Origin of the sequence: Neorhizobium sp. 2083, assembly GCF_031455615.1 — a bacterium.
Lineage (GTDB): Bacteria > Pseudomonadota > Alphaproteobacteria > Rhizobiales > Rhizobiaceae > Neorhizobium.
This window is the reverse complement of the sequence record NZ_JAVDTC010000002.1, coordinates 574,619-598,932: the sequence shown is the minus strand read 5'-3', so window position 1 is coordinate 598,932 and position 24,314 is coordinate 574,619. Positions and strand designations below refer to the sequence as shown.

Annotated in this window: 24 protein-coding genes and 1 pseudogene; 14 read left to right on the top strand and 11 right to left on the bottom strand. The window is 61.0% G+C overall.

Annotated features, from left to right (window positions below):
• Positions 1-31: 31 nt before the first annotated feature.
• The 5 genes from J2X76_RS11160 to J2X76_RS11140 all read right to left on the bottom strand — a co-directional run bounded on the left by J2X76_RS11160 (position 32) and on the right by J2X76_RS11140 (position 4,025).
• Positions 32-1,192, bottom strand: coding sequence for an ABC transporter permease (locus J2X76_RS11160; protein ID WP_310215909.1), 1,161 nt, complete (start codon positions 1,190-1,192; stop codon positions 32-34).
• A complete protein-coding gene (locus J2X76_RS11155) occupies positions 1,189-2,139 on the bottom strand; it encodes an ABC transporter ATP-binding protein (RefSeq protein ID WP_310215907.1) in 951 nt (316 codons plus the stop codon). Before J2X76_RS11155 ends, J2X76_RS11160 begins: the two co-directional genes overlap by 4 nt.
• Positions 2,136-3,101 (bottom strand): HlyD family efflux transporter periplasmic adaptor subunit, encoded by a 966-nt coding sequence (locus J2X76_RS11150; protein ID WP_310215904.1) that lies wholly within the window; start codon positions 3,099-3,101, stop codon positions 2,136-2,138. Before J2X76_RS11150 ends, J2X76_RS11155 begins: the two co-directional genes overlap by 4 nt.
• Positions 3,098-3,718 (bottom strand): TetR/AcrR family transcriptional regulator, encoded by a 621-nt coding sequence (locus tag J2X76_RS11145; RefSeq protein WP_310215903.1) that lies wholly within the window; start codon positions 3,716-3,718, stop codon positions 3,098-3,100. The genes J2X76_RS11150 and J2X76_RS11145 overlap by 4 nt, the downstream gene beginning before the upstream one ends.
• Before the next feature lie 115 nt (positions 3,719-3,833).
• Positions 3,834-4,025 (bottom strand): hypothetical protein, encoded by a 192-nt coding sequence (locus tag J2X76_RS11140; protein WP_310215900.1) that lies wholly within the window; start codon positions 4,023-4,025, stop codon positions 3,834-3,836.
• A 198-nt stretch (positions 4,026-4,223) separates the two neighbouring features.
• Here J2X76_RS11140 and J2X76_RS11135 point away from each other — a divergent pair, with 198 nt between their 5' ends.
• Both J2X76_RS11135 and J2X76_RS11130 read left to right on the top strand, forming a co-directional pair.
• Complete coding sequence (locus J2X76_RS11135; RefSeq protein ID WP_113130696.1) at positions 4,224-6,002, top strand: ABC transporter ATP-binding protein/permease; 1,779 nt, start codon at positions 4,224-4,226, stop codon at positions 6,000-6,002.
• 1 nt (position 6,003) lies between these two features.
• Positions 6,004-6,726, top strand: coding sequence for a DUF1003 domain-containing protein (locus tag J2X76_RS11130; RefSeq protein WP_113130697.1), 723 nt, complete (start codon positions 6,004-6,006; stop codon positions 6,724-6,726).
• A 63-nt stretch (positions 6,727-6,789) separates the two neighbouring features.
• On the opposite strand, the gene J2X76_RS11125 is transcribed toward J2X76_RS11130, so the two are convergent.
• The 3 genes from J2X76_RS11125 to J2X76_RS11115 form a co-directional block, all read right to left on the bottom strand.
• Entirely contained in the window at positions 6,790-7,500 is a 711-nt protein-coding gene (locus J2X76_RS11125) for an alpha/beta hydrolase (protein WP_310215898.1), read from the bottom strand.
• Between the two features lie 132 nt (positions 7,501-7,632).
• Positions 7,633-8,685, bottom strand: coding sequence for a dipeptidase (locus tag J2X76_RS11120; RefSeq protein WP_310215896.1), 1,053 nt, complete (start codon positions 8,683-8,685; stop codon positions 7,633-7,635).
• A 138-nt stretch (positions 8,686-8,823) separates the two neighbouring features.
• The gene (locus J2X76_RS11115) at positions 8,824-10,893 is read right to left on the bottom strand and encodes an ATP-dependent helicase (protein WP_310215893.1); all 2,070 of its coding nucleotides are present in this window, start codon (positions 10,891-10,893) and stop codon (positions 8,824-8,826) included.
• Between the two features lie 286 nt (positions 10,894-11,179).
• Between J2X76_RS11115 and J2X76_RS11110 the strand changes: the two genes are divergently transcribed.
• From J2X76_RS11110 to J2X76_RS11095, 4 genes are all read left to right on the top strand, one after another.
• Complete coding sequence (locus J2X76_RS11110) at positions 11,180-12,193, top strand: iron ABC transporter substrate-binding protein (RefSeq protein WP_113129495.1); 1,014 nt, start codon at positions 11,180-11,182, stop codon at positions 12,191-12,193.
• 72 nt (positions 12,194-12,265) lie between these two features.
• Complete coding sequence (locus J2X76_RS11105; protein ID WP_310215889.1) at positions 12,266-13,834, top strand: iron ABC transporter permease; 1,569 nt, start codon at positions 12,266-12,268, stop codon at positions 13,832-13,834.
• Positions 13,831-14,859 (top strand): ABC transporter ATP-binding protein, encoded by a 1,029-nt coding sequence (locus J2X76_RS11100; RefSeq protein ID WP_310215886.1) that lies wholly within the window; start codon positions 13,831-13,833, stop codon positions 14,857-14,859. The genes J2X76_RS11105 and J2X76_RS11100 overlap by 4 nt, the downstream gene beginning before the upstream one ends.
• 90 nt (positions 14,860-14,949) lie before the next feature.
• Entirely contained in the window at positions 14,950-15,123 is a 174-nt protein-coding gene (locus J2X76_RS11095; RefSeq protein ID WP_113129493.1) for a DUF1328 domain-containing protein, read from the top strand.
• A gap of 243 nt (positions 15,124-15,366) precedes the next feature.
• On the opposite strand, the gene J2X76_RS11090 is transcribed toward J2X76_RS11095, so the two are convergent.
• Positions 15,367-15,606 (bottom strand): hypothetical protein, encoded by a 240-nt coding sequence (locus J2X76_RS11090; RefSeq protein WP_113129492.1) that lies wholly within the window; start codon positions 15,604-15,606, stop codon positions 15,367-15,369.
• Positions 15,607-16,030: 424 nt separating this feature from the next.
• Between J2X76_RS11090 and J2X76_RS11085 the strand changes: the two genes are divergently transcribed.
• The 3 genes from J2X76_RS11085 (at position 16,031) to J2X76_RS11075 (ending at position 19,614) form a co-directional block, all read left to right on the top strand.
• On the top strand, positions 16,031-16,774 hold the full coding sequence (locus J2X76_RS11085; RefSeq protein WP_162736522.1) for a hypothetical protein: 744 nt from the start codon (positions 16,031-16,033) through the stop codon (positions 16,772-16,774).
• 213 nt (positions 16,775-16,987) lie between these two features.
• Positions 16,988-17,893 carry a hypothetical protein gene (locus J2X76_RS11080; RefSeq protein WP_113286212.1) on the top strand — a complete coding sequence of 302 codons (906 nt, stop codon included), beginning with the start codon at positions 16,988-16,990 and terminating at the stop codon, positions 17,891-17,893.
• A 122-nt stretch (positions 17,894-18,015) separates the two neighbouring features.
• Positions 18,016-19,614, top strand: a complete 1,599-nt coding sequence (locus J2X76_RS11075) for a DUF927 domain-containing protein (protein WP_162736523.1) — start codon at positions 18,016-18,018, stop codon at positions 19,612-19,614.
• A 108-nt stretch (positions 19,615-19,722) separates the two neighbouring features.
• On the opposite strand, the gene J2X76_RS11070 is transcribed toward J2X76_RS11075, so the two are convergent.
• Positions 19,723-19,977: a hypothetical protein gene (locus tag J2X76_RS11070; RefSeq protein WP_113286214.1), complete on the bottom strand. Its 255-nt coding sequence runs from the start codon at positions 19,975-19,977 to the stop codon at positions 19,723-19,725.
• A gap of 381 nt (positions 19,978-20,358) precedes the next feature.
• Positions 20,359-20,589: pseudogene (locus J2X76_RS11065) on the bottom strand (enoyl-acyl carrier protein reductase FabMG); the annotation flags it as partial.
• Positions 20,590-21,552: 963 nt separating this feature from the next.
• Here J2X76_RS11065 and J2X76_RS11060 point away from each other — a divergent pair.
• The 5 genes from J2X76_RS11060 (at position 21,553) to J2X76_RS11040 (ending at position 23,687) form a co-directional block, all read left to right on the top strand.
• Positions 21,553-22,116 (top strand): hypothetical protein, encoded by a 564-nt coding sequence (locus tag J2X76_RS11060; RefSeq protein ID WP_310215880.1) that lies wholly within the window; start codon positions 21,553-21,555, stop codon positions 22,114-22,116.
• Between the two features lie 373 nt (positions 22,117-22,489).
• The gene (locus J2X76_RS11055) at positions 22,490-22,744 is read left to right on the top strand and encodes a DUF1488 domain-containing protein (protein WP_113286217.1); all 255 of its coding nucleotides are present in this window, start codon (positions 22,490-22,492) and stop codon (positions 22,742-22,744) included.
• 29 nt (positions 22,745-22,773) lie between these two features.
• The gene (locus J2X76_RS11050; protein WP_113286218.1) at positions 22,774-23,040 is read left to right on the top strand and encodes a hypothetical protein; all 267 of its coding nucleotides are present in this window, start codon (positions 22,774-22,776) and stop codon (positions 23,038-23,040) included.
• A 49-nt stretch (positions 23,041-23,089) separates the two neighbouring features.
• Positions 23,090-23,347: a hypothetical protein gene (locus tag J2X76_RS11045; RefSeq protein ID WP_113286219.1), complete on the top strand. Its 258-nt coding sequence runs from the start codon at positions 23,090-23,092 to the stop codon at positions 23,345-23,347.
• Positions 23,348-23,399: 52 nt separating this feature from the next.
• Positions 23,400-23,687, top strand: coding sequence for a hypothetical protein (locus tag J2X76_RS11040; RefSeq protein ID WP_113286220.1), 288 nt, complete (start codon positions 23,400-23,402; stop codon positions 23,685-23,687).
• The last annotated feature ends 627 nt before the right edge of the window (positions 23,688-24,314 follow it).

Here is a 24,314-nt window from a genome sequence, read left to right as displayed (position 1 = left end):
ACACCGGCGAAATACGTAGGTTTTACCGATCTCAATCCAGCGTGCGGCGGAACCGGCGGACCGCGATCAGCATGGCGACGGCCATCAGGCCGGCCAGCGCCAGCGTGTCATAGGCAAGGGTCTCGATACTGGCGCCCTTGAGCATTACCGCGCGGACGATGCGGATATAGTGGGTGAGCGGCAGCGCCTCGCCGATCCATTGCGCCCAGTCGGGCATGCCGGCGAAGGGGAACATGAAGCCGGAGAGAAGGATGTTCGGCAGGAAGAACATCATCGCCATCTGCATGGCCTGCAGCTGGTTGGCGGCGATCGTCGAGAACGTGTAGCCGATCGACAGGTTGGTGACGACGAAGAGCGAGGTCGCCGCCGCCAGCGACACGGGATCGCCGAGGATCGGCACGCGAAAGACGAGGATGCCGACGCCGATGATGACAAGCGCCTGGATGAGACCGATCAGCACGTAGGGCGCGATCTTGCCGAGCATGATTTCGAGCGGCTTGATCGGCATGGAGAGCAGGTTCTCCATCGTGCCGCGCTCGACCTCGCGGGTGACCGAAAGCGCGGTGAAGATCAGCAGCGTCATGGTCAGGATCGTGCCGAGCAGGCCGGGGACGATGTTCAAAGTCGAGGAGCCGGCGGGATTGTAGCGGCGATGCTGGACGATCTGGAAGGCGGGTTTCACCGGTTCGGCGAAGGCGACATGCCGGTCGTTTTCGAGTGCGGTGGAAACGATGCCGGAGAGCGCGCCGAGCGCGGAGCTTGAGGCGACCGGGTCGGTGGCGTCGGCTGCGACCAGGAGCGAGGGAGAATCGCCGCGGCGCAGCGACCGCTCGAAACCTTGGGGAATTTCGACGACGAACAGGGCCTCGCCGGATTGCAGGAGGGCGTCCATGTCCTCGGCGCGCGTGACGACCGACTTCACCTCGAAGAAATCGGTGTTCTTCAGGGCGGCGAGGATGGAGCGGCCGACATCGCTGTTTTCGCGCATCAGCACGGCGGTCGGCAGGTTGTGCGGGGTGGTGTTGATCGCAAAACCGAACAGGAAAAGCTGCATGATCGGCAGCATGACCATGGTCGCGAGCGTGATGCGATCGCGGGTCATCTGGATAAATTCCTTGACCGTCATCGCCCAGAAGCGGCCGAAGGAGCCGCCATTGCCGTTGCCGTTCACGCTGCCTGGTGCCGGGGTCATTTGAAATTGTCCTCCGAGCGGCGCATCAGGTCGATGAAGGCGTCCTCGAGCGTCGGCTCGCCCTTTTCCCACTTGAGACCGGGCTTTTCGCGATAGGGGACGATCGCCTGTTCCAGCGCCGCGGCATCGCGGCCGGCGACATGCAGGCTGGTGCCGAAGGGGGCGATCATGTCGATGCCGGGCCGGTTTTCGAGTTCGGTTTGCAGATGGTGGACATCCGGGCCGGAGACGGTGAAGGTGACGAGGCCGGTGCCGGCGATCACTTCGTCCACCGTGCCTTCGGCGAGCAGTTTTCCATAGGCGATGTAGGCGATCTCGTGGCAGCGCTCGGCCTCGTCCATGTAATGGGTGGAGACGAGCACCGAGAGGCCGTCGGCGGCAAGCGCGTGGATCTCGTTCCAGAAATCGCGGCGGGCCTTGGGGTCGACGCCGGCGGTCGGTTCGTCGAGCAGGAGGAGCGCGGGTTCGGGCAGGATGCAGGCGCCGAGCGCGAGGCGCTGCTTCCAGCCGCCGGACAATTCGCCGGCCAACTGTTTCTCGCGGCCCTTGAGGCCGAGGCGTTCGATCGCCGCACTCGCCTTGCCGTGCGGATCGGACAGGCCGTAGACGCGGGCGACGAATTCGAGGTTTTCGCGGATGGAGAGATCCTGGTAGAGCGAGAATTTCTGGGTCATGTAGCCGACCCGGCGGCGGATGCGGTCGCTCTCAGTCAGGATGTCGAAACCGAGGCAGGTGCCGTCGCCGCTGTCGGGCGTCAAGAGGCCGCAGAGCATGCGGATGGTGGTGGTCTTGCCGGAGCCGTTGGGGCCGAGAAAGCCGTGGATGCGGCCCTTTTTCACCGACATCGAAACATCGTCGACCACCTTGCGGCCGCCAAAACTCTTGGTGAGGTGATGGACGTCGATCACGGTTTCGGGGGCGTCGGCTTCGTAGGTTCCGGCGGTCATGGGCGTGGTCCGGGCACGACATCGACCGGCTGGCCGGGGCGCAGCGCCTTCGGATCGGCCGGGACGGCTTCGACGCGATAGACGAGCTTGGCGCGCTCCTCGAGGCTGTAGATTTCCGGCGGGGTGTATTCCGCGTTTTTGGCGATGAAGCTGAGCTTGGCATCGGTCGGCCGGCAGGCGTCGCATGTGACGCGGACCGGCTGGCCAAGCGACAATCTGGCGATCTCGGTTTCCGGCACGAAGAAGCGGATACGGACGGTTTCGGGCGGCAGGAGGGCAATGACCGGCCGGCCGGCCGGGACGACCTCGCCGATGCGGTAATAGAGTGTCTCGATGCTGCCGGCGGCCGGTGCCGAAACCGAGCGGCGGGCGAGGGCTGCCTCGGCCGAGGCAAGCTCGGCCCTGGCGGCGGCGACCGTTTCGCGTGCCTGGCGCAGCGTTTCGTTGCGGGCAGGCAGCGCCGCGAGGACGATCTGGCTGCGGACATTGTCGAGAGCGGCGTGGTTGGCGGCTTCGGTGGCGGTGGCGGTGTCGAGATTGGCGCGGGTGGCGGTGCCGCGCTCGACAAGGACCCGGGTGCGGTCGAGATCCTGTTCGGCAAGCTCCAGCCGGGCGGAGGCTTCCCGCTCGGAGGCACGCAGCACGTCGATTTCTTCCGGGCGCTTCTGCGCGGCCTCGGAAAGATCGAGCGCAGCCTGCGACTGGGCAAGGGCGGCGCGTGCCGCGGTGACCGCCGCCTCTTCGCCGGATGTGTCGAGCCTGAAGAGTGGCGTTCCGGCCTCGATCGCCTGGCCTTCGGCGACATCAAGCTTTGTCAGGCGGCCGATGGTCTCGGTGCCTATGAACAGCGTGTCGGCCTCGACCCAGCCCTGATAGGGGCGTGGCGCGCGATCGGCGAAAATGAAGGGCAGGGCGGCGAGGGCGGCGCCTGCGAGGATCAGGATGACGAGGATGCGTCTCATGATGCGCTCCCCTCCGGCACGAACAGGGTATCGAGGAAGGTGTCGAAGAGCTTTTGGGTGTCGAGATGCTCGTAAGGTTCGAACAGCGTCGTCCAGATGATCGAGAGCAGCGCTGGCGACATGACGATCTGCGGCATTTCGGCCAGCGCCGGATTGTGCAATTCGCCGCGGTCAGCCGCTCGCTTCAGGAGGATGCGCAACACGCCAAGGCCCGTGGAGATGATCTCACGGTGGTAAAATTCCGTGACGCCCGGAAACATCGGGCCCTCGGCCAAAATCAGCCGAAGAAGATGACGGCGCTCGGTCTCCAGCACCTCGCGCTTGAAGAGGGTGTAGAACATCGAGATGGCGAAACGCGGCGGGATCGCCTGGTTGGCGGCCAGCCCGTCGATCTGGCCGAGGATCGGCGAGGCGATGCCGGAGACGAGTTCGGTGAACAGCGCCTCCTTGTCGGGGAAATGCAGGTAGACGGTGCCCTTGGCGATGCCGGCGCGAACAGCGACATCCTCCATGCGGGTGGCGGCGAAACCGCGTTCGGAAAAACAGGCGAAGGCGGCGGCCAGGATTTCCGTCCGGCGCTGCTGCGGATCGCGTCTTTCTCTTTTCTTCTCGGCCATGGCGGGCTCACATTTATGACTGACTGGTCGGTCAGTAACATATAGGCACGGAAATAGCAATAGTTTAGCGGGACGTAGAAGCTGCGGGAGAGGCGAAGCTTCGGCGGCGGGGAGCTTAGAACGCCTCGGGAAAAATCGCCGCTATTGCCGTCCCGAAGATGAAGGCGAGGATGATCGCCATCAGTCCGATCGTGCCGGTTCTGTCCCCCATGTTGAAACTGCCGAACATGAGGTGCCGAGAAATAATTCCGGCGACTGCGATGAACATCACAAAGGCAAGCAATGCTATCTTTTGGCCGATCGTCATATTGGTCCCCCCAGCCGAATGGTCGATCGTGACCGTATGACGTTGACGAATTGACCGTCATTCGGGATCGAAATGCTGGGCGGCGTGCAGATCGACGATTGCGCCACCATATAAACCACGTCCGACCCTTCAGGCTGCGCAAGCCGCAAACGCATGCTAAGTTCGGATCGACGAGGGTGATTGTAGGAGTCGCAGTAGATGTCGCAGAATTCCGAAGGCGTAGTGCCGGCCTTCGAGCTTTCCCTGGGTGGCCAGCTCCGCATGATGGGCGGGGCATTCTGGAATGCGCCGGTGCGCAATCGCGTCCTGGTGCTGACGGCGGCGCTGCTTCTGGTCATCTTCGCGACGACCTATGCGACTTACCGGCTGAACGAGTGGAACGGACCGTTCTACGATGCGCTCGAACGTCGCGACATGCCGGAATTCCTAAACCAGCTCGTCATTTTCGGCGTCATCGCCTTTTCGCTGACCCTGCTCAACGTCGTCCAGCAGTGGCTGAACCAGATCACGGCGATGCGGATGCGCGAGGGGCTGGCGCGTGATCTCGCTGACGTCTGGCTGAAGCCTGGCCGGGCGCTGAAACTCGCCGGGGCCGGCACGATCGCCAGCAATCCCGACCAGCGGCTGCACGAGGACACGCGCATCCTGGCGGAAAACACCACGGCGCTGGCGATCGGCCTCGTCAATTCCACCATCCTGCTGGCAAGCTTCATCGGCGTGCTCTGGGCGATCTCGTCGGATTTCGTCTTCCATCTCGCCGGCCGCACCATTTCGATCCCCGGCTACATGGTATGGGCGACGGTCCTTTACGCGCTCCTCGGTTCTGTGCTCAGCAACGTAGTCGGCAACCTGTTGCCGCGGCTCAATGCCGAACGTTACGCGCGCGAAGCGGACCTGCGCGCAGCCCTGGTGCGGGCCAACGAGAACCTGAAACCGATTGCCCTGGCGCGCGGCGAGGCGAACGAGCTCACCCGCGTGCATTTCGCGATCGACGGGGTGCTGGGCATGCTGCGCAAGCTCGCTTGGGCGCTCGCCAATCTCACCTGGGTGTCGGCCGGCTTCGGCTGGCTGGCCCTGGTGGCGCCGATCATCATCGCCTCGCCGATGTATTTTTCCGGCGAGCTTTCCTTCGGCGGACTGATGATGGCGGTCGGCGCCTTCAACCAGGTCAATCAGGCGCTGCGCTGGTATGTCGTCAATTTCAGCGTCATCGCCGACTGGCGGGCGACGCTGAACCGCGTTTCCTCCTTTCGCAATGCGCTGCTCGCCATGGACAGTCCGGCCGAGGGGGGCGAGGTGATCGCCTATCGCGAGGCGCCGGCCGGCCAGGGCATCAGCCTTTGCGGGATCACGGTTCATGGCGATCCCGAGCTGGCCGGGGCGGGACACGGTGTGCGCGTCGTGGAAGGCGATTGCCGGATCAAACCGGGCGAGCGGGTGATGATCAACGGCGATCCCGGCGCCGACAGGCACCTGTTCTTCCAGGCGCTGGCCGGCATCTGGCCCTGGGGGCGCGGCGAGATCGGCTTGCCGCCGGTGAGCAGCATGATCCTGATGCCGCAGGACGGATACCTGCCGACGGCGACGCTGCGCGAGGTGATGACCTATCCGGCCGGGCTTGCCGGCGTCGACGACAGGGCGCTGACGCAAGCGTTGGAAAAGGTCGGGCTCGGCCGCCTGGTGCACAGGCTGGACGAGGTGGAGCGCTGGGACCGGCTGCTCGACAAGGACGAGGAAGCGTCGCTCGCGATCGCCAACGCGGCGCTGCGGAAGCCGGAATGGCTGATCATGGACGACGTGCTGGAAGGCCTCGAGCCGGAAACCCAGGATCGGCTGCTGGACGTGCTCAGCCGTCTCGATGGGATGACGCTCATCTATATCGGTCGTTCGGAAGCGTTTCGCGATAAGTTCTCGCCGCGGCTCTTCCATCTGTCGCCGCTGCAGATGCATACGGAAAAGAAGACGGAAGAGGCATGAAATGAGCAGGCATCTGGCCTCCACCAAGACCGGACAATGCATCATCTGCGGCCGCACCTTTCCGTTGTCGAGACTGCACAGGACCGGATATCTGCGACCGCACCTTGCCGAGATGATCGTCGAGGAGGTGAAGGGTTGCGATGAGAACAGCCTGATCTGCGACGAGGACCTTGCGCGCTTCCGACGCCGTTACGTGGAAAGGCTGCTCGACGAGGAGCGTGGCGAGCTTTCCGAGCTCGACAAGCAGGTGCTCGACAGTTTCGAGAAGGGCGCCTCGACCGTGCAGACGAGCGCTGCGAACCTGCTCGAGCGCAGTCCCACCTTCGGCGAACGGGTGGCCGACAAGGTCGCTGCCTTCGGCGGTTCCTGGACGTTCATCCTGAGTTTCCTCGGCGTGCTGGTCGTCTGGATGGGGATCAACGTCGTCGGCCTGTTCGCACAGCCTTTCGACCCTTATCCGTTCATCCTGCTCAATCTGGTGCTCTCATGCCTTGCGGCGCTGCAAGCGCCGGTCATCATGATGAGCCAGCGGCGGCAGGAGGAGAAGGACCGGATGCGCTCCGAGAACGACTACATGATCAACCTGCGCGCCGAACTGGAAATCCGCCAGCTCCACGAAAAGATCGACCACCAGATGGCGCATCAATGGGAGCGGCTGGCGGAAATGCAGCAGATACAGATCGAGCTTCTGGAACGGCATGGGGGCGGGCGGGAGAGCCGGTAGGGGCTGGCGGGACCTTCTCTGAGCGGTACGGGTGATCGCCGACAAGAGTGGCCGGCTGCCGTCTCAGCCGATGAAGTCAGCGATGATGCGGGCGATCTTTTCCGGCATTTCGAGCTGCAGCATGTGGCCGCTCGGCACCTCCATGGATGCCCAGGACGGATCGGCGCCGACCTTGGCGTAGATGCCGGAAAAGATCTTCGACTGGTCGATATTGGCCGAGACGTAGAGCCTTTTCGCGATTTTCCGGTAGGCGCCGGTCAGCCTGATCTTCTGGATCATCGAGGCGAAGGGATGCGGCGAGCGGCTGGTCATGTAATGGCGCAGATGTTCCGGCACGCGGGTGGCGTGGCGGGCCGGAGGCGGTACCGCGACGCCGCCATGTTCGCCGGCCATGGCAAGGTTGGCCATCGCGACTTCGGGACCAAGCAGATCGAGCGCCGACTGGCCGTCTTCCGGCAGGAAGGCGTCGAGATAGGTGAGCGTGCGGATGCGGGGCGCGAACCGGTCGGCGACGCCGGTTATCACCATGCCGCCATAGGAATGGCCGACGAGATCGAATTCCTCCAGGCCTTCGGCTTCGATCAGGCCGCAGACATCGGCGATATGGGTGTCGAGGTTGATCGCTCCGGAAAACAGGTGGGTGCGTTCGCCGAGCCCGGTGAGGCTCGGCACGAAGACCTGATGGCCCATGCCGCGCAGAATATCTGCGACCGGCGTCCAGCTCGCACTCGAACCCCAGGCGCCCTGCACAAGAACGATCTTGCGGCTGGTCATCTCGATCCCCTCCCTGGATACCCGAATGATGTCGGTTGTTTCCCACCCGGCCCGGGCGAAGTCAATGCGACAGGCGAGGGGACAAGCCGGGATAAAACCATTGCAGGACCGCCATTTGGCCGTCTTCTCCGGTCAGCACTGCCAAGTCAGGCCGAAGACGCGGAGCCAGTTTTCGAAGGCGAATTTCTTCAAGGCCGGTTCATCAAATCCGGCCTTGCGCATGGCTTCTAAGAGGCGGGGAAGGCCGCTGGCATCCTTGATCTCGCGGGGCACGACGGTGCCGTCGAAGTCCGATCCAAGGGCTACTCTATCGGCTCCCACGTGGTTGACGAGATATTCGATGTGGCGGACGACGAGGTCGAGCGGCGTATCGGCATCGAGATGCGCATCGGCGCGGATGTCGTAGACTGCGAGGTTGAAGCCGATGACGCCGTCCGTATCGCGGATGGCGTCGAGCTGCCGGTCGGTGAGGTTGCGGGTCGAGGGGCATATGGCATGGGCGCAGGCATGGGTGGCGACGAGCGGGGCGGTGCTCAAGGCTGCCACGTCCCAGAAGCCGCGCTCGTTCAGATGCGCGAGGTCGATCATGATACCCAGCGTATTGCAGGTCCTGACGAGATCCCGGCCGGCATCGGTCAGTCCGGGGCCCGTGTCGGGCGATCTCGGATAGGCGAAGGGAACGCCGTAACCGAAGATGTTCGGGCGGCTCCAGACCGGGCCGAGAGAACGCAGGCCTGCTGCGTGAAGGGTGTGGAGATAGTCGAGACCGGGGCCGATCGCTTCCGCGCCCTCCATGTGAAGCACGACGGCCAAGGCGGAAGCGGCCCGGGCGGCGTTGATTTCATCGACGCCGGTGGCGAGCCGCATGCGGCCGTCCGAGCGCCGGATCAATCGGTTCATCGCATCAAGCTGGGCGTCGATCAGCCGGCGGGCATAACCCTCGTCCAGGGCCTCCGCATAACGGACCTCGTATCCGTCGCTGGTCTGCGTCACGTTGTTTTCCGGCTTGCGCTCGGGATGGGCATAAAGGGCGAACAGCCCGCCGACGAGACGCCCCTCCATTGCGCGGGGAAGATCGAGAGGCCCCGCCTCGGAGCGGGCCAGGAAATCCCGGCCGCCGGGTTTGTAGTCCGACATGTACTGAACCGAGTCGTTGTGCCCGTCGAAGACGTCGATGCCGTTCATGCGAATTCGATCCTCCGGTATATCCAGGCCTCACATGCAGACAGGCGCCGGCTTACCCGGCTGTTGCAATCGGCTGATGACGGCTCATCCCACAATCGTGTCCAAAGCTTATGACGACCGGTACGATTTTCGGGCTCGCTATCGCCACATGCCGCGCATGCGGGCGGTGACGTCGATGCGGACCTGGTGGCGGGCCTGGCGTTCGGCCTCGGACATCGGCGCGACGACCGGCCAGGCGGCGGTTTCGAAGAATTGCAGCAGGGTGGCCGGGATGAAACGGGTGCGGGCCGCATAGACGTGCCGGTCGCCCTGCGAGGCCTGGCCGTGCACGAAGAAACGCTGCGGCGTCATCAGGTGCAGATGGTCCTTGGCGCGGGTCATCGCCACGTAGAGGAGGCGGCGCTCCTCCTCGATCTCGGCGGTCGAGCCGACGCCGAGATCGGACGGGATGCAGCCGTCGACGCAGTTCAGGAGGAAAACCGAGCGCCATTCCTGGCCCTTGGAGGAGTGGATGGTTGAGAGGATCAGGTAATCCTCGTCGAGCAGGGGCGTACCGGATTCGGCGCTTGTCGCATCCGGCGGGTCGAGGGTCAGTTCGGTGAGGAAACGCTCGCGGGACGTATAACCCGAGGCGATCTGTTCGAGCTGCAGCAGGTCGGCCTTGCGGGTCTCGGCGTCCTCGTGGATGCGGGAAAGATGCGGTTCGTACCACTGCCGGGCAAGGCCGATCTCGGAGGGCCAGCCCTGGCCCTTGCGGACGGCGGCGAGCATCTCGACGAAGGCGGGCCAGTCGGCACCGGAGCGCGGCGGGGCTGGGATTTCCTGCAGGGCTGCCAGCGGTTCCGGGTCGGCGGCGATGGCGTCGAGGATTTTTCCGGCCGTCTGGGGCCCGATGCCGGGGATGAGCTGCATCAGCCGGAAGCCGGCGACGCGATCGCGCGGGTTCTGGGCGAAACGCAGGGCCGCCAGCATGTCCTTGACATGGGCGCTGTCCAAAAATTTCAGACCGCCGAATTTCACGAAAGGGATGTTGCGGCGGGTGAGCTCGACTTCGAGCGGGCCGGAATGATGCGAGGAGCGAAACAGCACTGCCTGCTGCTTGAGCGTCATGCCGGTCTCGCGGTTTTCGAGGATCTTCTCGACGATGTAGTTGGCCTGTTCCGTCTCGTCCTTGACGGCGACCAAGCGGGGGCGTTCCTCCGACTGGCGGTCGGTCCAGAGGTTCTTGGTGAAGCGCTCGCGGGCGAGATCGATGACGCCGTTGGCGGCGGCGAGGATCGTGCTGGTCGAACGGTAGTTGCGGTCGAGGGTGACGATATTGGCCGGCGGGTCGAAGGTGTTGGGGAAGTCGAGGATGTTGCGGATCGTCGCGGCGCGGAAGGAATAGATCGACTGGGCGTCGTCGCCGACGACGGTGAGGCCAATGCCGCCGGGCTTCATCGCCATCAGGATCGACGATTGTAGGCGGTTGGTATCCTGGTATTCGTCAACGAGGACATGGTCGAAACGGCCGCCGACATCCTCGGCAATCGCCGGTTCGCTCATCATCTGCGCCCAGTAGAGCAGGAGGTCGTCGTAATCCAGCACGTTCTGGGCCTGCTTGGCCTCGACATAGGAGGCGAACAGTTCGCGCAGCTGCGGCTCCCAGGCGGAGCACCAGGGGAAATAGAGTTTCAGCACCTCGTCGAGCGGGGTTTCGGAATTCACGGCGCGCGAATAGATCTGCAGACAGGTGCCCTTGGTCGGAAACCGGTTCTCGGTCTTCGAGAAGCCGAGTTCGTGGCGCACCAGGTTCATCAGGTCGGCGGAATCTTCCCGGTCGTGGATGGTGAAGTCGTGGTCGAGACCGATCTGATCGGCATGGAGGCGCAGCAGGCGGGCGCCGATGCCGTGGAAGGTGCCGGCCCAGGCGAGCGCATCGGTCATGATGCCGGCATTGGCGCCGAGCACCTGGGCGCAAATGCGCTCGACGCGGCGGCCCATTTCCGAAGCCGCGCGGCGGGAAAAGGTCATCAGCAGGATGCGGCGCGGGTCGGCGCCCGAGACGATCAGATGCGCGACGCGGTGGGCGAGGGTGTTGGTCTTGCCGGAACCGGCACCGGCGATGACCAGAAGCGGGCCGGCCGCGCCGCCGTTCGGCACGTCCGCGCCATGCTCCACCGCGCGCCGCTGCGCGTCGTTCAGCTTTTCCAGATAAGCAACAGCCATGCCCGTTCCCGATGTGTTCGAAAGAGCCATAGCTGATTCGTGCGCCCGCGCGGATATCCGCGTCGATGCTGATGGACGTTGTTGCCGGCAACTGTGCGTGGGACACGGCCTATGGCGATAGGGGGTGCACCGAGACCGCGACAGTTTGGCCTGATGTTGTTATCTCCCTGTAATGTAAACGGAAGTCACGCGTTTGTTACATATTAGGCGGAAATAAACTTGACCGCAAATCTCTGCTTTGGTTAAGACGGCCTCGTCAAATTCCTGACTTCTTGCGGAGGCGATCTTGAAGACTGCATTCAGCTTGGCCGCGGGCGTTGCCCTGGCCTTTTCCGTTCTCGCCCTTTCCTCGCCGGCTTCGGCGCAGGTGGCCGACAGCCTCACCATCTACAATGCCCAGCATGAAGGGCTGACCAAGGAATGGGCGAAGGCCTTCACGGAAGAGACCGGCATCGTCGTCACCATCCGCCAGGGCAGCGACCTCGAAATCGCCAACCAGATCGTTCAGGAAGGCGCCAATTCGCCGGCCGACGTGTTCCTGACCGAAAATTCGCCGGCCATGGTGCTGGTCGACGGCAAGGGCCTGTTTGCGCCGATCGAAAAGGCGACGCTCGACCAGGTTCTGCCGGGCTTCCATCCGGCCAACGGCAACTGGGTTGGCATCGCCGCCCGCTCGACCGTTTTTGCCTATGACAAGACCAAGCTGACCGAAGACAAGCTGCCGAAGTCGATGCTCGACCTTGCCAAGCCGGAATGGAAGGGCCGCTGGACGGCTTCTCCGTCGGGCGCCGATTTCCAGGCGATCGTCGGTGCGCTGCTGCAGCTCAAGGGCGAAGAAGCGACCGCCGCCTGGCTGAAGGGCATGAAGGAAAATGCAACCCCGATCCGTGGCAACTCGACTGCCATGAAGGCGGTCAATGCCGGCCAGTTCGAAGGCGCGCTGATCTATCACTACTACTATTTCGGCGACGTGGCGAAGACCGGCGAGAACACCAAGAACGTCGGCATGCACTATTTCAAGAACCAGGATCCGGGCGCCTTCGTGTCGATCTCGGGCGGCGGCATCCTTGCCTCCTCCAAGCACAAGGAACAGGCCCAGGCCTTCCTCAAGTGGGTGACCGGCAAGGGCGGCCAGAAGGTTCTGCGCGACGGCACCTCCTTTGAATACGCCGTCGGCAAGGGCGAGGCTTCCAACAAGGCCCTGACCCCGATCGCCGATCTCCAGGCGCCGAAGGTCGAGCCGTCGACGCTCAACAACGCCAAGGTCACCGACATGATGACCGCCGCCGGCCTGCTCTAAAAAGCGGCCGATACCAGTTGCATGGAGACATCGCAGGGCGTACCTGCGATGTCTCATCTTTTCGGACCGGCAATGACTTCCACCACAGAGACCAGGATCACGATCGCGCCGCGAGCCCGCCTGCCGGCGGCATCGTCCTGGACGCTGACGATCGCGGTCGTGGTGGCGCTGCTGGCGCTTCTGCCGCTCGGCTTTGTGCTCTGGGCCACCGTCGTCACCGGCTGGGAGACGGCCTTGCAGCTGATCTTCCGTTCCCGGGTCGGCGATCTGCTCGTCAATACCGTCCTTCTCGTCGTCCTGACCATTCCGATCTGCGCCGTGCTCGGCGTTTCGCTCGCCTGGCTGACGGAGCGCTCGGACCTGCCGGGCGCGCGGTTCTGGTCGTGGCTCTGCGTCACGCCGCTTGCGGTCCCGGCTTTCGTGCATTCCTATGCCTGGATCGGGTTGTGGCCCGGCTTCAACGGATTGCCGGCCGGCGTGGCGATCTCGGTCGTCGCCTATTTTCCGTTTCTCTATCTCCCTCTTTCGGCGGCCTTCCGGCTGCTCGACCCGGCGCTGGAGGACCAGGCGGCTTCGCTCGGCCTTGCGCCGTTTGCCGTCTTCCGGCGCGTCGTGCTGCCGCAGCTCAGGCTCGCGCTTTGCGGCGGCGCGCTGCTGGTCGGCCTGCATCTGCTTGCCGAATACGGGCTGTTTGCGATGATCCGCTTCGACACATTCACGACCGCGATCATCGACCAGTTCCAGTCGACCTATAACGGCGTTGCCGCCTATATGCTGGCGCTGGTGCTGGTGCTTTGCTGCTTCGTGCTGCTCGGCCTCGAAGCCTCGTTGCGAGGCCGCAGCCGGTATGCGCGGCTTGGGCCCGGCGTCGCCCGCCGGCCGAAGATCGCAAGGCTCGGCAAATGGAAATACGTCGCTCTCCTCCTGCCCGCCGTGACGGCCGCGTTTGCGCTCGGCGTTCCGGTGCTGACCCTCAGTCGCTGGCTGATCGCCGGCGGGGCCGGCGTATGGCGGCTTGACGAGGTGGGGCTGGCGCTTTGGCAGACGCTCGCCATCTGCCTGATCGGCGGGCTTGCGACGACGGCCGCCGCCGTGCCGATTGCCTGGCTTTCGGTGCGTCGGCCGACCCGCGCCAGCCGGTTCCTGGAAGGGTGCTATTATCTCGCGAGCTCGATGCCGGGCGTCGTCGTGGCGCTGGCGCTGGTGACCATCACCGTGCGGGCCATGCTGCCGCTCTACCAGAGCGTTGCGACCATCGTGCTTGCCTATGTGGTGATGTTTTTGCCGCGCGCGCTGGTGAGCCTGCGCGCCAGTATTGCACAGGTGCCGGTCGAGATCGAACAGGCGGCGGCAAGCCTCGGCCGTTCGCCGGGCAATGCGCTGCTCGCGACCACCATCCGGCTTGCGGCGCCGGGGGCTGCGGCGGGCGTGGCGCTCTCCTCGCTCGGCATCATGAACGAACTGACCGCCACCCAGATGCTGGCACCGAACGGCACCCGCACGCTCGCCATGGCCTTCTGGGCGCTGACCGGCGAGATCGACTATGCGGGCGCCGCGCCCTATGCGGTGCTGATGGTCGCCTTCTCGCTGCCGCTCACCTTTCTTCTCCACCACCAATCGAAAAAGATCGCCGGGCGATGACGTTTCTTACCCTGACCTCCCTGCGCAAACAGTATGGTTCCGTCGCGGCCCTCGACGGCGTCGACCTGTCGGTCACGGCCGGCAGCCGCACCGCGATCGTCGGGCCTTCCGGCTGCGGCAAGACCACGCTTCTGCGCCTAGTTGCCGGCTTCGATGCGCCGGACGAGGGCCGCATCGTGTTCGCCGGCCAGCAGCTTGCCGACGCCCGCTCCCAGGTGCCGGCGCACAAGCGCGGCATCGGCATCGTCGCGCAGGACGGCTGCCTGTTTCCGCATCTGACGATCCGGCAGAATATCGGTTTCGGGCTGGAGGCGGAGGCCTCGGTGAAGAACGCCCGCATCGCCCAGCTGATGGATATGGTGGGGCTCGACCCGGCCATGCTCGCCCGCAAGCCGGACCAGCTCTCAGGCGGCCAGCAGCAGCGCGTAGCGCTTGCCAGGGCGCTGGCGCGCAAGCCGAGGCTGATGCTGCTGGACGAGCCCTTCTCGGCGCTGGATACCGGCCTCAGGGCCGCGACCCGCAAGGCGGTGACCGACGTGCTGACCGCGGCCGGCATCACCACGCTTTTGGTGACCCACGACCAGGGCGAGGCGCTTGCCTTCGCCGACCAGGTGGCGGTGATGCGGGCGGGAAAATTCGCGCAGGTGGGGAGCCCGCGCGAGGTCTATTCGCGTCCGGTGGACGTGGCGACGGCGGCCTTCCTCGGCGAGGCGATCGTGCTGCCGGCCGAGGTTGCCGATGGGCGCGCCCAGAGCCCGCTCGGGGTATTGCCGGTCGATGACATCGCCTATCGCGGCAAGGCCGAGATCATGCTGCGGCCCGAACAGATCACCGTTGCGCAAAACGGCGGCGACGGGGTTTTCGCAACGGTCGCCGAGATCAATTTCTGCGGACCGATTTCGGATGTGCGGATCACGCTCGGCGATGCCTTCACATTCCGCCTCGACATTCCGAGTCGCGAGACCCTGTCCGCGGGCGACAGGGTGACGATCGGCGTGGCTGGCGCGGCGCATCTCTTCCGGTAGGCCGGTTCCGGCCGCAAGGTCTTAGGGCTGTTGGGAACCCTGGAACATTTCTTCGCGTTATCGGACCATCAACGTGAAGGAACACATTCCATGCTGAAATGGGCTCTCATCTTCCTGGTCATCTCGCTGATTTCCGGTTTCCTCGGCTTTTCGGGCATTTCCGCCGCGACAGCCGGGATCGCAAAGATTCTCTTCTTCCTTTTCCTCGTCGTTTTCCTGGTTTTCGTGGTGCTCGCGTTTGCCGCCGGCAATGCGATTCTCTGATTGCCGGGTGTAACGCGCTCGGCCCCCGTTAAAGGAACCCGGCCGAATCAGATGCCCGGAACAAAAAAGCCCCGCCGAAGGTCGGGCGGGGCAAATTGGGGAAAATCCCGCATCAATGACGCGGTGGGTCGCATTTGGCACATTCCATGTCGTGGTGCGAGGCGGGTTTCGGCCGATTCAGTACGCTCCCGCGAAAAAAGAGCCGAATTCAAAAACAGCATGAACCGTTGCCGATGCGAGCCGTCAGGGACGCGAGGGGTGTTTCTGAGCGAAGACGAGCAGCTTCCAGGTCACGGGGCCGAGGAGCGAATGCTCATGATGAATATGGGGGATGGCGGCGTCCTTGTGGACGACGATCTCGTCGCCGCAGGTCCGACAGCGGTAGATGCCCGCATTCGGCACCTTCTGCCCCGGCATCCACTCCTTCTCAAAAGCCGGCGCTGCGGCCTGGACGAGATGTTCCGAATTCTTGAACTGCGCCATGCTGCCCCTCCCTGATGCCGTAACACCGTAACAGGCGCAGATGACCAAATTGCCAGCAAGGCTGGTGAAGAATTTTGGACGCAGCTGTGCCGTTTCGGGACGGGCGGGTTAACGGGGAGGCCATAAACGAAAAAATCCGCCGAAGCGGATTTCTTAACGATGTCAACTAACTGGATGGTGGGCGTGACAGGGATTGAACCTGTGACCCCTACGATGTCAACGTGGTGACTACGCCGCGAACGCTGGCTTCGTGCCCAAACGGCCTCGATAAAGATGCCAAGATCGCAAGCGCGCTAAATACGTTGCTTGGGCAATGCTTGGGCATAAGTGTCCGCAAAGATCCAATCATCACCCCGGTAAATTAACCTAGCTGCTAGGCATAAGCCGAGCCGCTGTTCTTAAACATGAGATCTGAGGGTAGGTCATGGACTTCACATTTGCTGAGGGCCAGCGCGATTTGCTGGACCATTTTTTTCGCCTCCAAAAACATCTACCACCGCTGCCGGCGTGTGACGATGGTTTCCCATGTTTAGACGGGCGCTGCCCGCGGTGCGGTTCCGACATGGAAGCGGTGTTGACAAAATTCCGGCGTAAGCCCGAGTTTCAGATGGATGACTGGTATAGAGGAGCGTTAATTCTCGAAGACGCGTCTATCAAAATCGGCGACGGGAGCATGGCCCCGATCTCGGCAGGCAACGGGTTACTTCGCCGTCTTGGCTCTTCGCTCACCCGCGGAGGTTCCCTTTTCATCGGCACCACTGGCCTGGTCTTGGAACAAGCTCGTCGTCGTAAGGTAGTCGCGATTGAATTCTCCGGCACGCGGCGTGCTGACGCTGACGAACAGGTTGCTTCGATTTTAAAGAATTATGACGGCGGTGTTGCTTCTCTCGTTCCCCATGGAAGCATTGCTAGGCAATTTGGAGCCAGTGCCTTCCTTCATGAAAATCTCCTGTACGGCTACATTCACCGAAATCCGCGCGTCCCGGCATGGCCATATTGCGTGGAAAGTGAAGAACTGATTGGCGAACTTGCCCAAAACTACGGTGTCCATCGGATCACCGACCGCGTGATTACATTCGGTGTTGGTGTTTTGGTCAATCGCCTTGTCCAGGCGCCCGGGTCTCGTGACCAGCTTAATTTGACAGACTTTGGCGACCTCCGGGACTAGCAGCATATCCGAGGCGAGAGGCGGTGAGATCGCCGCCTCTGCCGCTTGAATTCCCCCTCCCTATAAAAAGGTTACCCATGGATTATCATGCTGCCCGACGGCTGCGCGACGCGTTTGGTTATAAACAAAGATCCTTCGCACAGAAGGTCAATCGAACTTGCCGCCCTCCAACGACGACACTCCGTGCACGTCGTTTTATAGGAGGATGCGCTCATGAGTAAAACATCGACCGGGCGAAGTGGACTGGAGCGTTATCTGCACGATCGCGAATTTGAGATCCGCGGGTCCCTGAAAAGCATTCACAGTTCTAATACATTCTCGGTGGACGGCATCGTAGCTGCGCAGCTAAATCGGCTCGAAGCCCTCCAGGCAGCACGGGTTGATCTTGCCTCCAATGCCTTACATCTCGATTGGAACAGGGTTGACCTCCGTAGAGCGAGTGCCGCTTGCGCCTTCGAGCAATTCCGTGCCCGAGCTTGGGCATTGGGAGAGCTGAACAAGTCCCTCTCTTCCACCTATACAGATCTCTACCATCTTACCTTTGCCGATACCGCTGACCGGCGGCGATCTGGCGATCTCACGCGGTTTAACATCGACGCCTTCAAACGCGGAATCCGCAGGGCCCTCAACCTGCTCCAGAAATCATTCCCTGACTTTTGGGCGGTTGGCATGGTGGAAATCTCCGCGGCTCCTACGTCTGGTCAGGCGGTTTTATTCGAACCCCACTGCCATCTCCTTGTCGACGGCGTGCCCAGCATGGACCTTCGGGCTGTTTTTAAATCCGTGCTGAAAAAGCGGTCCTCGGCCCTTCGGCCGGTACAACTTGAGCCTGTGAGAACGCCGGCGGATCGTGCTCGAGTCCTGAGCTATTTCTTCAAGCAGGTCCCTGAACTTCGAAATCAAATTGTAGGAGAAGATGGCCGCCTGATTGAAGGCAGATCCAATCATCTGACAGGGCCAGCCAAGGTCGAATGGTTGGCTTGGATGGCTGCTCATCACGTCACCGAATTACTTATCGGTACCGGCCTTCCGGCCGTAGTGATTGAAAAATTCGAATACCGTGATTTGCAGCTGATTATCGATGAATTGCTCAAAGGTGGGTCCCAACATGGCAATTAGAGGCAAGGATGCGTCTGTTTGCGAGGTGGGTATCGAAACTGCAGGGCGAGGTCGTTTTACATCCTCGCCGTAGGGGGCGGTGAAATTTCAGGTAAGTGAGTAAGTAAAAAATGGAGAGCCTGATGGCTGAAGAATTGGTGATCGAAGTAAGGAAGGAAGCCCAAGTTGAGGGTGAAACTAGACCCAGCGTCGGCGTCTACGCTCGAGTAGGCAACAGGCCGGTCGTGCGTATCTGGATGCCAGCAGAAGATGCAACAGATGCTGGAAAATGCGTGCCGGAACTCCTTAACGCGGGGCTGCAGTTTTTCGATCGGCCTGTCATCAAGCAGCGGTTGGCCGAGGCGTTGAAAAACGTTCGTCCTTCCTCAGCAGTGGTCGCGGTTCGGAGTGGTTGGCATGGAAGATGTTTCGTATTCAATGGCGAAATACACAAAGAAAAAAACAGTGCGGATTTCTTTCTTCATCAGGAATTACGCCGAAAGCACATACCTTATCCTGAAGCGCGGAACGACGAATTGATAGACTTCGTCGACGAGGCTGCAACGAAGAGCGACTTCGTCGCGGCGGCAACCATGATCGCTTTTGCTCAGCCTTTATTGGGTCTATTGCCGTCGCCTGAGCGTCCTGTGATTTACTTTGGGGGCGAGAGCCGCACCGGGAAGACGACGCTGGCTGCGCTTATCAACGGAATCACTCGCCCGCCGTCAGATAGGCAACTGCAGCCATTCGATTCCACTCCACGCGCATTCGAGGAGGCGTTGCAATATTGCTCCGACAACGTGGCTGTTTTTGACGAGTTGAACTCACTTGATGTTCCGGCGATTGAGCAGGCTCTATCCCCTTTCATCTATACGGCCGCGAACGGAAGGGGAAAGTCCCGGTCGAAGGGCGCCAATTTCCCAAATCTGCGGTGGTGCACGACCGCTGTCTTAACCGGTGAAGTAGATCTTGATACGCTGAAAGCTAGACGAAAGGGCAGCGGGCAAGATGCCCGATTGATGACGATTGCCGTGCCCCTCCGCAGGCACGGAGGTATTTGGCCGTCTTCATGGACTGAAGATGAACGGGCGAAGCAAACAGATGAATTGTCAGCCTTGATAGCCACTTATTCCGGTCATAGTTATCTAAAGTGGATCAAAAGGCTTGTCAAAAATCAGGACGAAATCAAGGCGAGATTTGCACGCAACGTATCGGCTTATATAGAACATTTAGCTGGGGCAGGTGCTGACAGCCTCGTTCGGTCGACCGCGGCTAGGTTTGCTCAGCTCGCTGCGTCGGGAGACGAACTAATCCGCGCTTGCGTTGTCGATTGGGAAAAAACTTTGCCCATCGAGGCGATCTCCCGATTGTATCAAGCTGCTTGTGCGTCGAAAGGCAATACGACCGCCGGTAATGATACGGCGCGCCAATCTGCCTTGACGATCCTTGCACACGTTGGACTCGGGCATATCCCATGTGGGAAGGCTGAGGGAGATATCAACAACACGCAGGCTTTCATCTCGCATTGGGATGGTGAGCAGCTTGTCATGATCGAGAAGGGGTCTGTTTCGCGTTTCACTGGGGTGTCTGAGGTCGACGTTGTGTCAGCCTTTCGGGCCTTGGGCTCAAATATCGCTTCCGGATCGACGCCGTATTTTCAGGATCGAAAGCTGGGAAAGAGGTTCCTGCGAGTTCCACTCGCCACATTGGAGCGAATTGCCTTTGCCGCCTCCTGGGAGTGACCGCCAGCTAAATATCGCGGGCGGGGCGGAATGTGCCCATCGGCGTGATCGCTACAATCGAAGACGGTTTCGATAGAGCGATCACAAGGCCAACGATGTGCCCTGAAACTACTCGTTGGCTTTTTCTGATTCATAATCAAGGCGCGCTGCTTCGAACTCCTCACCAGCGGTAGGACTGCCACCCGTCCATGTGCGAAAGCGAGATCTTGCGACGGCTTCGGTTTCAGTTCTCAATAGCGATATTGCCAAGTCGTACTGGTGAGCTCGTTCATCCGCCTGAACCTTTATCTTACTCATATTTCCCTCCTTGTTGTTGACCGTCGAGATACATTGACTTTTAACCTGGTCCTGCGCGTCCGTCATGATACCTTCCGCATCGATCCCCAGTGGTGAGGGACCCGCTCGATGCCACGCTCACCCTCGCCGATGCCGTATGAAACTACGCGTTCGAAAATCGAGTGAGGGCCGTAGATATCTGCGATTGACCGCAACAGCCGTCGATCGTGAACCGGAGCCCTCTCGGAGGGTTCGTCTACTTCGCGAGAGCTGTACGGGGCGAGAAGGTTCTCAAGGAGGAAGACAAAGTTATTCTCGGCGGCATCATCCTCAGTGACGAGCATTAGCGGCCGACATTTCGATCCAAATCTTGCACGGAGAGTGCTGCGGATCACCTGTTCCTCCCATGCTCCCCCCCGAGCACATAACCTCGGCAGCGACCACGAGCCGACCAGGGTCTCTGACGTGCAGCTGGGCCTCCGCCGAAGACAGTTCCTCCGCGTCGAGCGGCCGCAGGGCGTTGTTCTCGTCGCACCGCCCGACGGTGATCCCTACAATCTCCATTCCGACCCGTCTGGCTTCCTCGAGCAAGCCGGTGGCATATCCGCGGCCGAACAGTTCGCCGAAGAGTACGAAGACATCCCCTTTACGGAAGACCGTGTTCTCGGAACGACGATTCAGTGCAACCGGATTTTCCATAAATCAGCTCTTTGATTCGTGTGTCGTCGAGCAACGGCTCGTACGAGCGTTCACAAAGACATGACCGCACTGGCACAGAATGGGAACTCATTTTCGGTGACCATTCATTTTAAAGCGTGAAGTTGGTCTCTGTTGTTCCTGCAATGCAGCAAAATGCGGAGGGCGTTGGTCGGCGCGCCGATACCGAAACGAGTTCGCTGGAGAGGCTCGTCCTACGGATGCTACGAGACTATTGACGCTGTCTGAGGCTCATGTTGGGCGTTCTGTCATTATCGAAGTCACCTATCGGCCGCGTTCCGGACGTGGCCGCTCGAACAGCAGACCGACAGCTTCCAGAAACTAGTGCGGGTGGTGTGAAGGACCGGCATGACGGCGCAAAGCCGCCGGGCGCTTTCTGGCCGCCTCACCGCAAACTTGAGGTTCGAAAGCGGAAATTATTGCCGCTCTTCCGTCCTGTTGACTGATGCCCAAAGGTTCCCCAGAAAATCTATATTTCTTCTTATTTTTCAGCTACTTAATAGAAGACTGTCAAAGGCAACCGGAACAGTTTTCCGCATCACTTTTCCGGATCTTGCCGGCCCTTAGCCAGTGACTAGAGACCCTCTCCATCAACACCTTCGCCTCTCAGCCTTTTGAGAGTCCCGATCGGGGCGATTTGCGCCCTTGTCCAACGTTTCAACCATCAATCGTCCCGTTCGGTCCTTTTTCCTGAAATTATCGAACGATGGCGCTTCAATCATCCCGAAGCAGATGCGCGCCTTTCGCTTGCCGGAGCCCGAGACAAGTTGGCCGTCGCCGTCACCAATGGTCAGATATCGCAGCCCGAGGGCGAAGACCGATGACACGCCTTCTGAAGCCGTTTATCGAGGACCTCGATGGGGCGGTGGAGAACAAAGTCTTCTGCATGAGCCTCGGACGCAGTGTTGGCATGTTCCTGTCGTATCGAAGGGCACGGCCGGCGAGATGGAGATCGATATCGTCATCGGCACCAACATGCTGGATGTCAGTATTGACTGCCCGGTGATCAGTCTTATGCAGCTGGCCGAAGAAATGAAGGCGGAAGTCGCCCTTCGTCAGCGCGTCGGCCGTGGACTGCGCGCCAAGAAGACCGGCGTAGCGCTCAATGCCGCGAATTCAATAAGCCTAACCGGTCGCCTTGTAACTCGGAGATTCATGGCCATATCTAGGAGACGTTGCAGCCTTTTTGGCTACCCGATCCTCCCGGCACAGCCGGTTGCTTGGCAAACCTCGATCTTTGTGGACGTTAAGAACTCCGCCGTCGGCAGGAGTGGGCAAGGCACATGTGTCTTGCCGGAACCTGGGGATGTCAAAATGATCAGAAGTAACTATCACTCCATTGAGCAACTGTTCAACCGACCCATTGCTGAAGAGGGTTCTGATGCGGTCAAGCTTCAAGACGTAAGAGGAAGGCTTGCTCTGCACCGACGAGAGGCACGGTTAGATGAGCGGCAAGTTCGGCTAAGGAAACGCCAAAAGAACCGTTCTCTCGCCGTCTTCACGCAGTGACCGGCCCCTCCCAGTTGGTATCGTCGGCCAAACAAGTGGCCGTCCCGTTCAGCAGCAAGTCCCGGTTCAATTATAACGAGGGGGCGGGCTTCTATCCGTGCCGGAGCAGGCAACGAGCAAGCGGCCACCGTTACCGGCGCTTTGAGACGGCTGCCGAAGCTCTGCGTTTTGCCATTGAGGAATTCCCGAGCTCCCTGCTTCGCGGTTCGGTCCTGGAAGTGGATGAAGCGCGGTACGATGGCGCCCAGATGCAGGCACTCTATGACGGTGATGCCTACCCACTGACACGGCGCACCTAAGTCGTCCACAACGATGGCAGCCTCGTACAGGGGATCTCCCCGGATGGCCGTCAGACCCACAATCGGAGCATATTATGACATTAGCTTTCCCGAACACGAGCAGAAGCTTCGACGACGTCAGGAACCTGATACGCTTCACCGGCTATGACGGCATGTTCGAAGTCAAGTTCTTCGTGGACGCTGGCGCTCTTTCAGCCACCAGACTGTCAAAGCAAGATTACCTGCGTGCCTTTGATGCTGCTCGATCCAAAATCCAGCAGATTGCACTGAAGCTCTACAATCCGAAACGCGGCATGACCTACACGCTCAGAGCTGCCGATTTACGCTAGCCTGAGTGGCACTGTTCGAGGAGCTAATCATGAACATAAAGACAAGCGTAAGGCGGGTCGCCTTCCAGAACGCCTTCATGTTGCCGGGAATGGATAAGGCACATGCTCCTGGCGAATTCGATGTTCAGGTCGTCGAGGAGCCGCTCAATGTGATGTGGGAAGGCTACCACCGAACCCTGACGATCATGCTGACCTCAGGTGCCTTCACGGAAGCCATTGCGGTTACCGAAGCCGCCCTTGATGAGGCTCTGGCTAACGATCGCCAGCCTGGCCGGCCCCCTGCCTCCTCAACATGACGAGAGCATGCGATCCGGCCGGCCTCCATACCAAACGGGAACAAGCGACATGAACAACCTACAACAGTTTTCCACCAGCTCGAATGGGGATCGATGGTTCCTGCTCACCGACGACGCTACTCACCAAGCTTTCGTTCTTCATAAAGCAAACGAGCCCTCGGGTGGCCATCAGACACAAATGCCCGTTGCCGACTTTCTCAACCAGAAACCGTTCGGCCCAGAAAGAGAAGCGCTCATCAACATCCTTGGTGTGGGTGACGACACCGCAGACGCAACTCAGGCCAGCTACACCTCTTCGTCCCTATAACCTTTCAAACAGGCTGCCTCGGTAAATGCCATGGCCGTCGCTGGAGGACAATATGCGCATAACCAAAACCATACTCTATGACGGCATCGGCCACGTCGGCGTCTTCTTTGAAGGGCTGCCAGAAGCGACCCTTCTTGGAGCCTACAGCACGCTCCCTCAAAGCTCCTACCACGCAGACGAAGTTGAAGCCTTTGTTGCTTTCGACGTCCTCGGCACTGAGGCCGCTGTCTTAGAGCTAGCCGTTATCACCGGCCATCCGGAAGACGGCGTCCGTCATGCGATTGGGCAATACAGAGAAGAACTTCGCAGGAAAACGGACGACTACGCGGTACCTAATTAGCGATACCCATAACAGCAGAAAAAGTCACCATTTCAAACAACTCACGACTCGGTCACACCTACTCCGCCCTGCAGGGTACGGGTGCGACGGTTGTGCAAATCTGCTGTCGGACGGGTCTGGTCGCCAAACTAAGGCCTGTCGCTTGGGCGTTTCTGCGCCCAACCACCCGACATTTCAGGAGGTGAACCTACTTTACGCGCGCGCGCAAACGCTGCCGAGGCACCGAATTCGGTCTCCGTCAATTGGGAAAGCGGTATGAGGAATCCAGGAGAGGTCGTCGAACGAAACATGGGCGGGAATGATCGCCATGAACCTCACTTACACGGTGCGCATGTCGAGGAAGGTTACGGCGTCGGCCATTTCCTCGGGACCCGGGACGGGCTGGGCCATAAGAGCCCAGACATGGTCGAGAGCCATATCTTCCTCCACCACAATGGTGTAGGCGTGAAATCCAACTCAAAGGTGCGGTTGGGCATCTCCGGATGCTACCGGATACGCCCTATGTCGGAAACCCTCTAAAGGGATGGGTCTCCAGGAGCACTTCCGTTCTTTCGGCCTCGGGAGACGGGTTCGCCGAATTAGCGAGGAGTCGGCGCCCATACATGCTAATGTACTTAAGATCGGTGG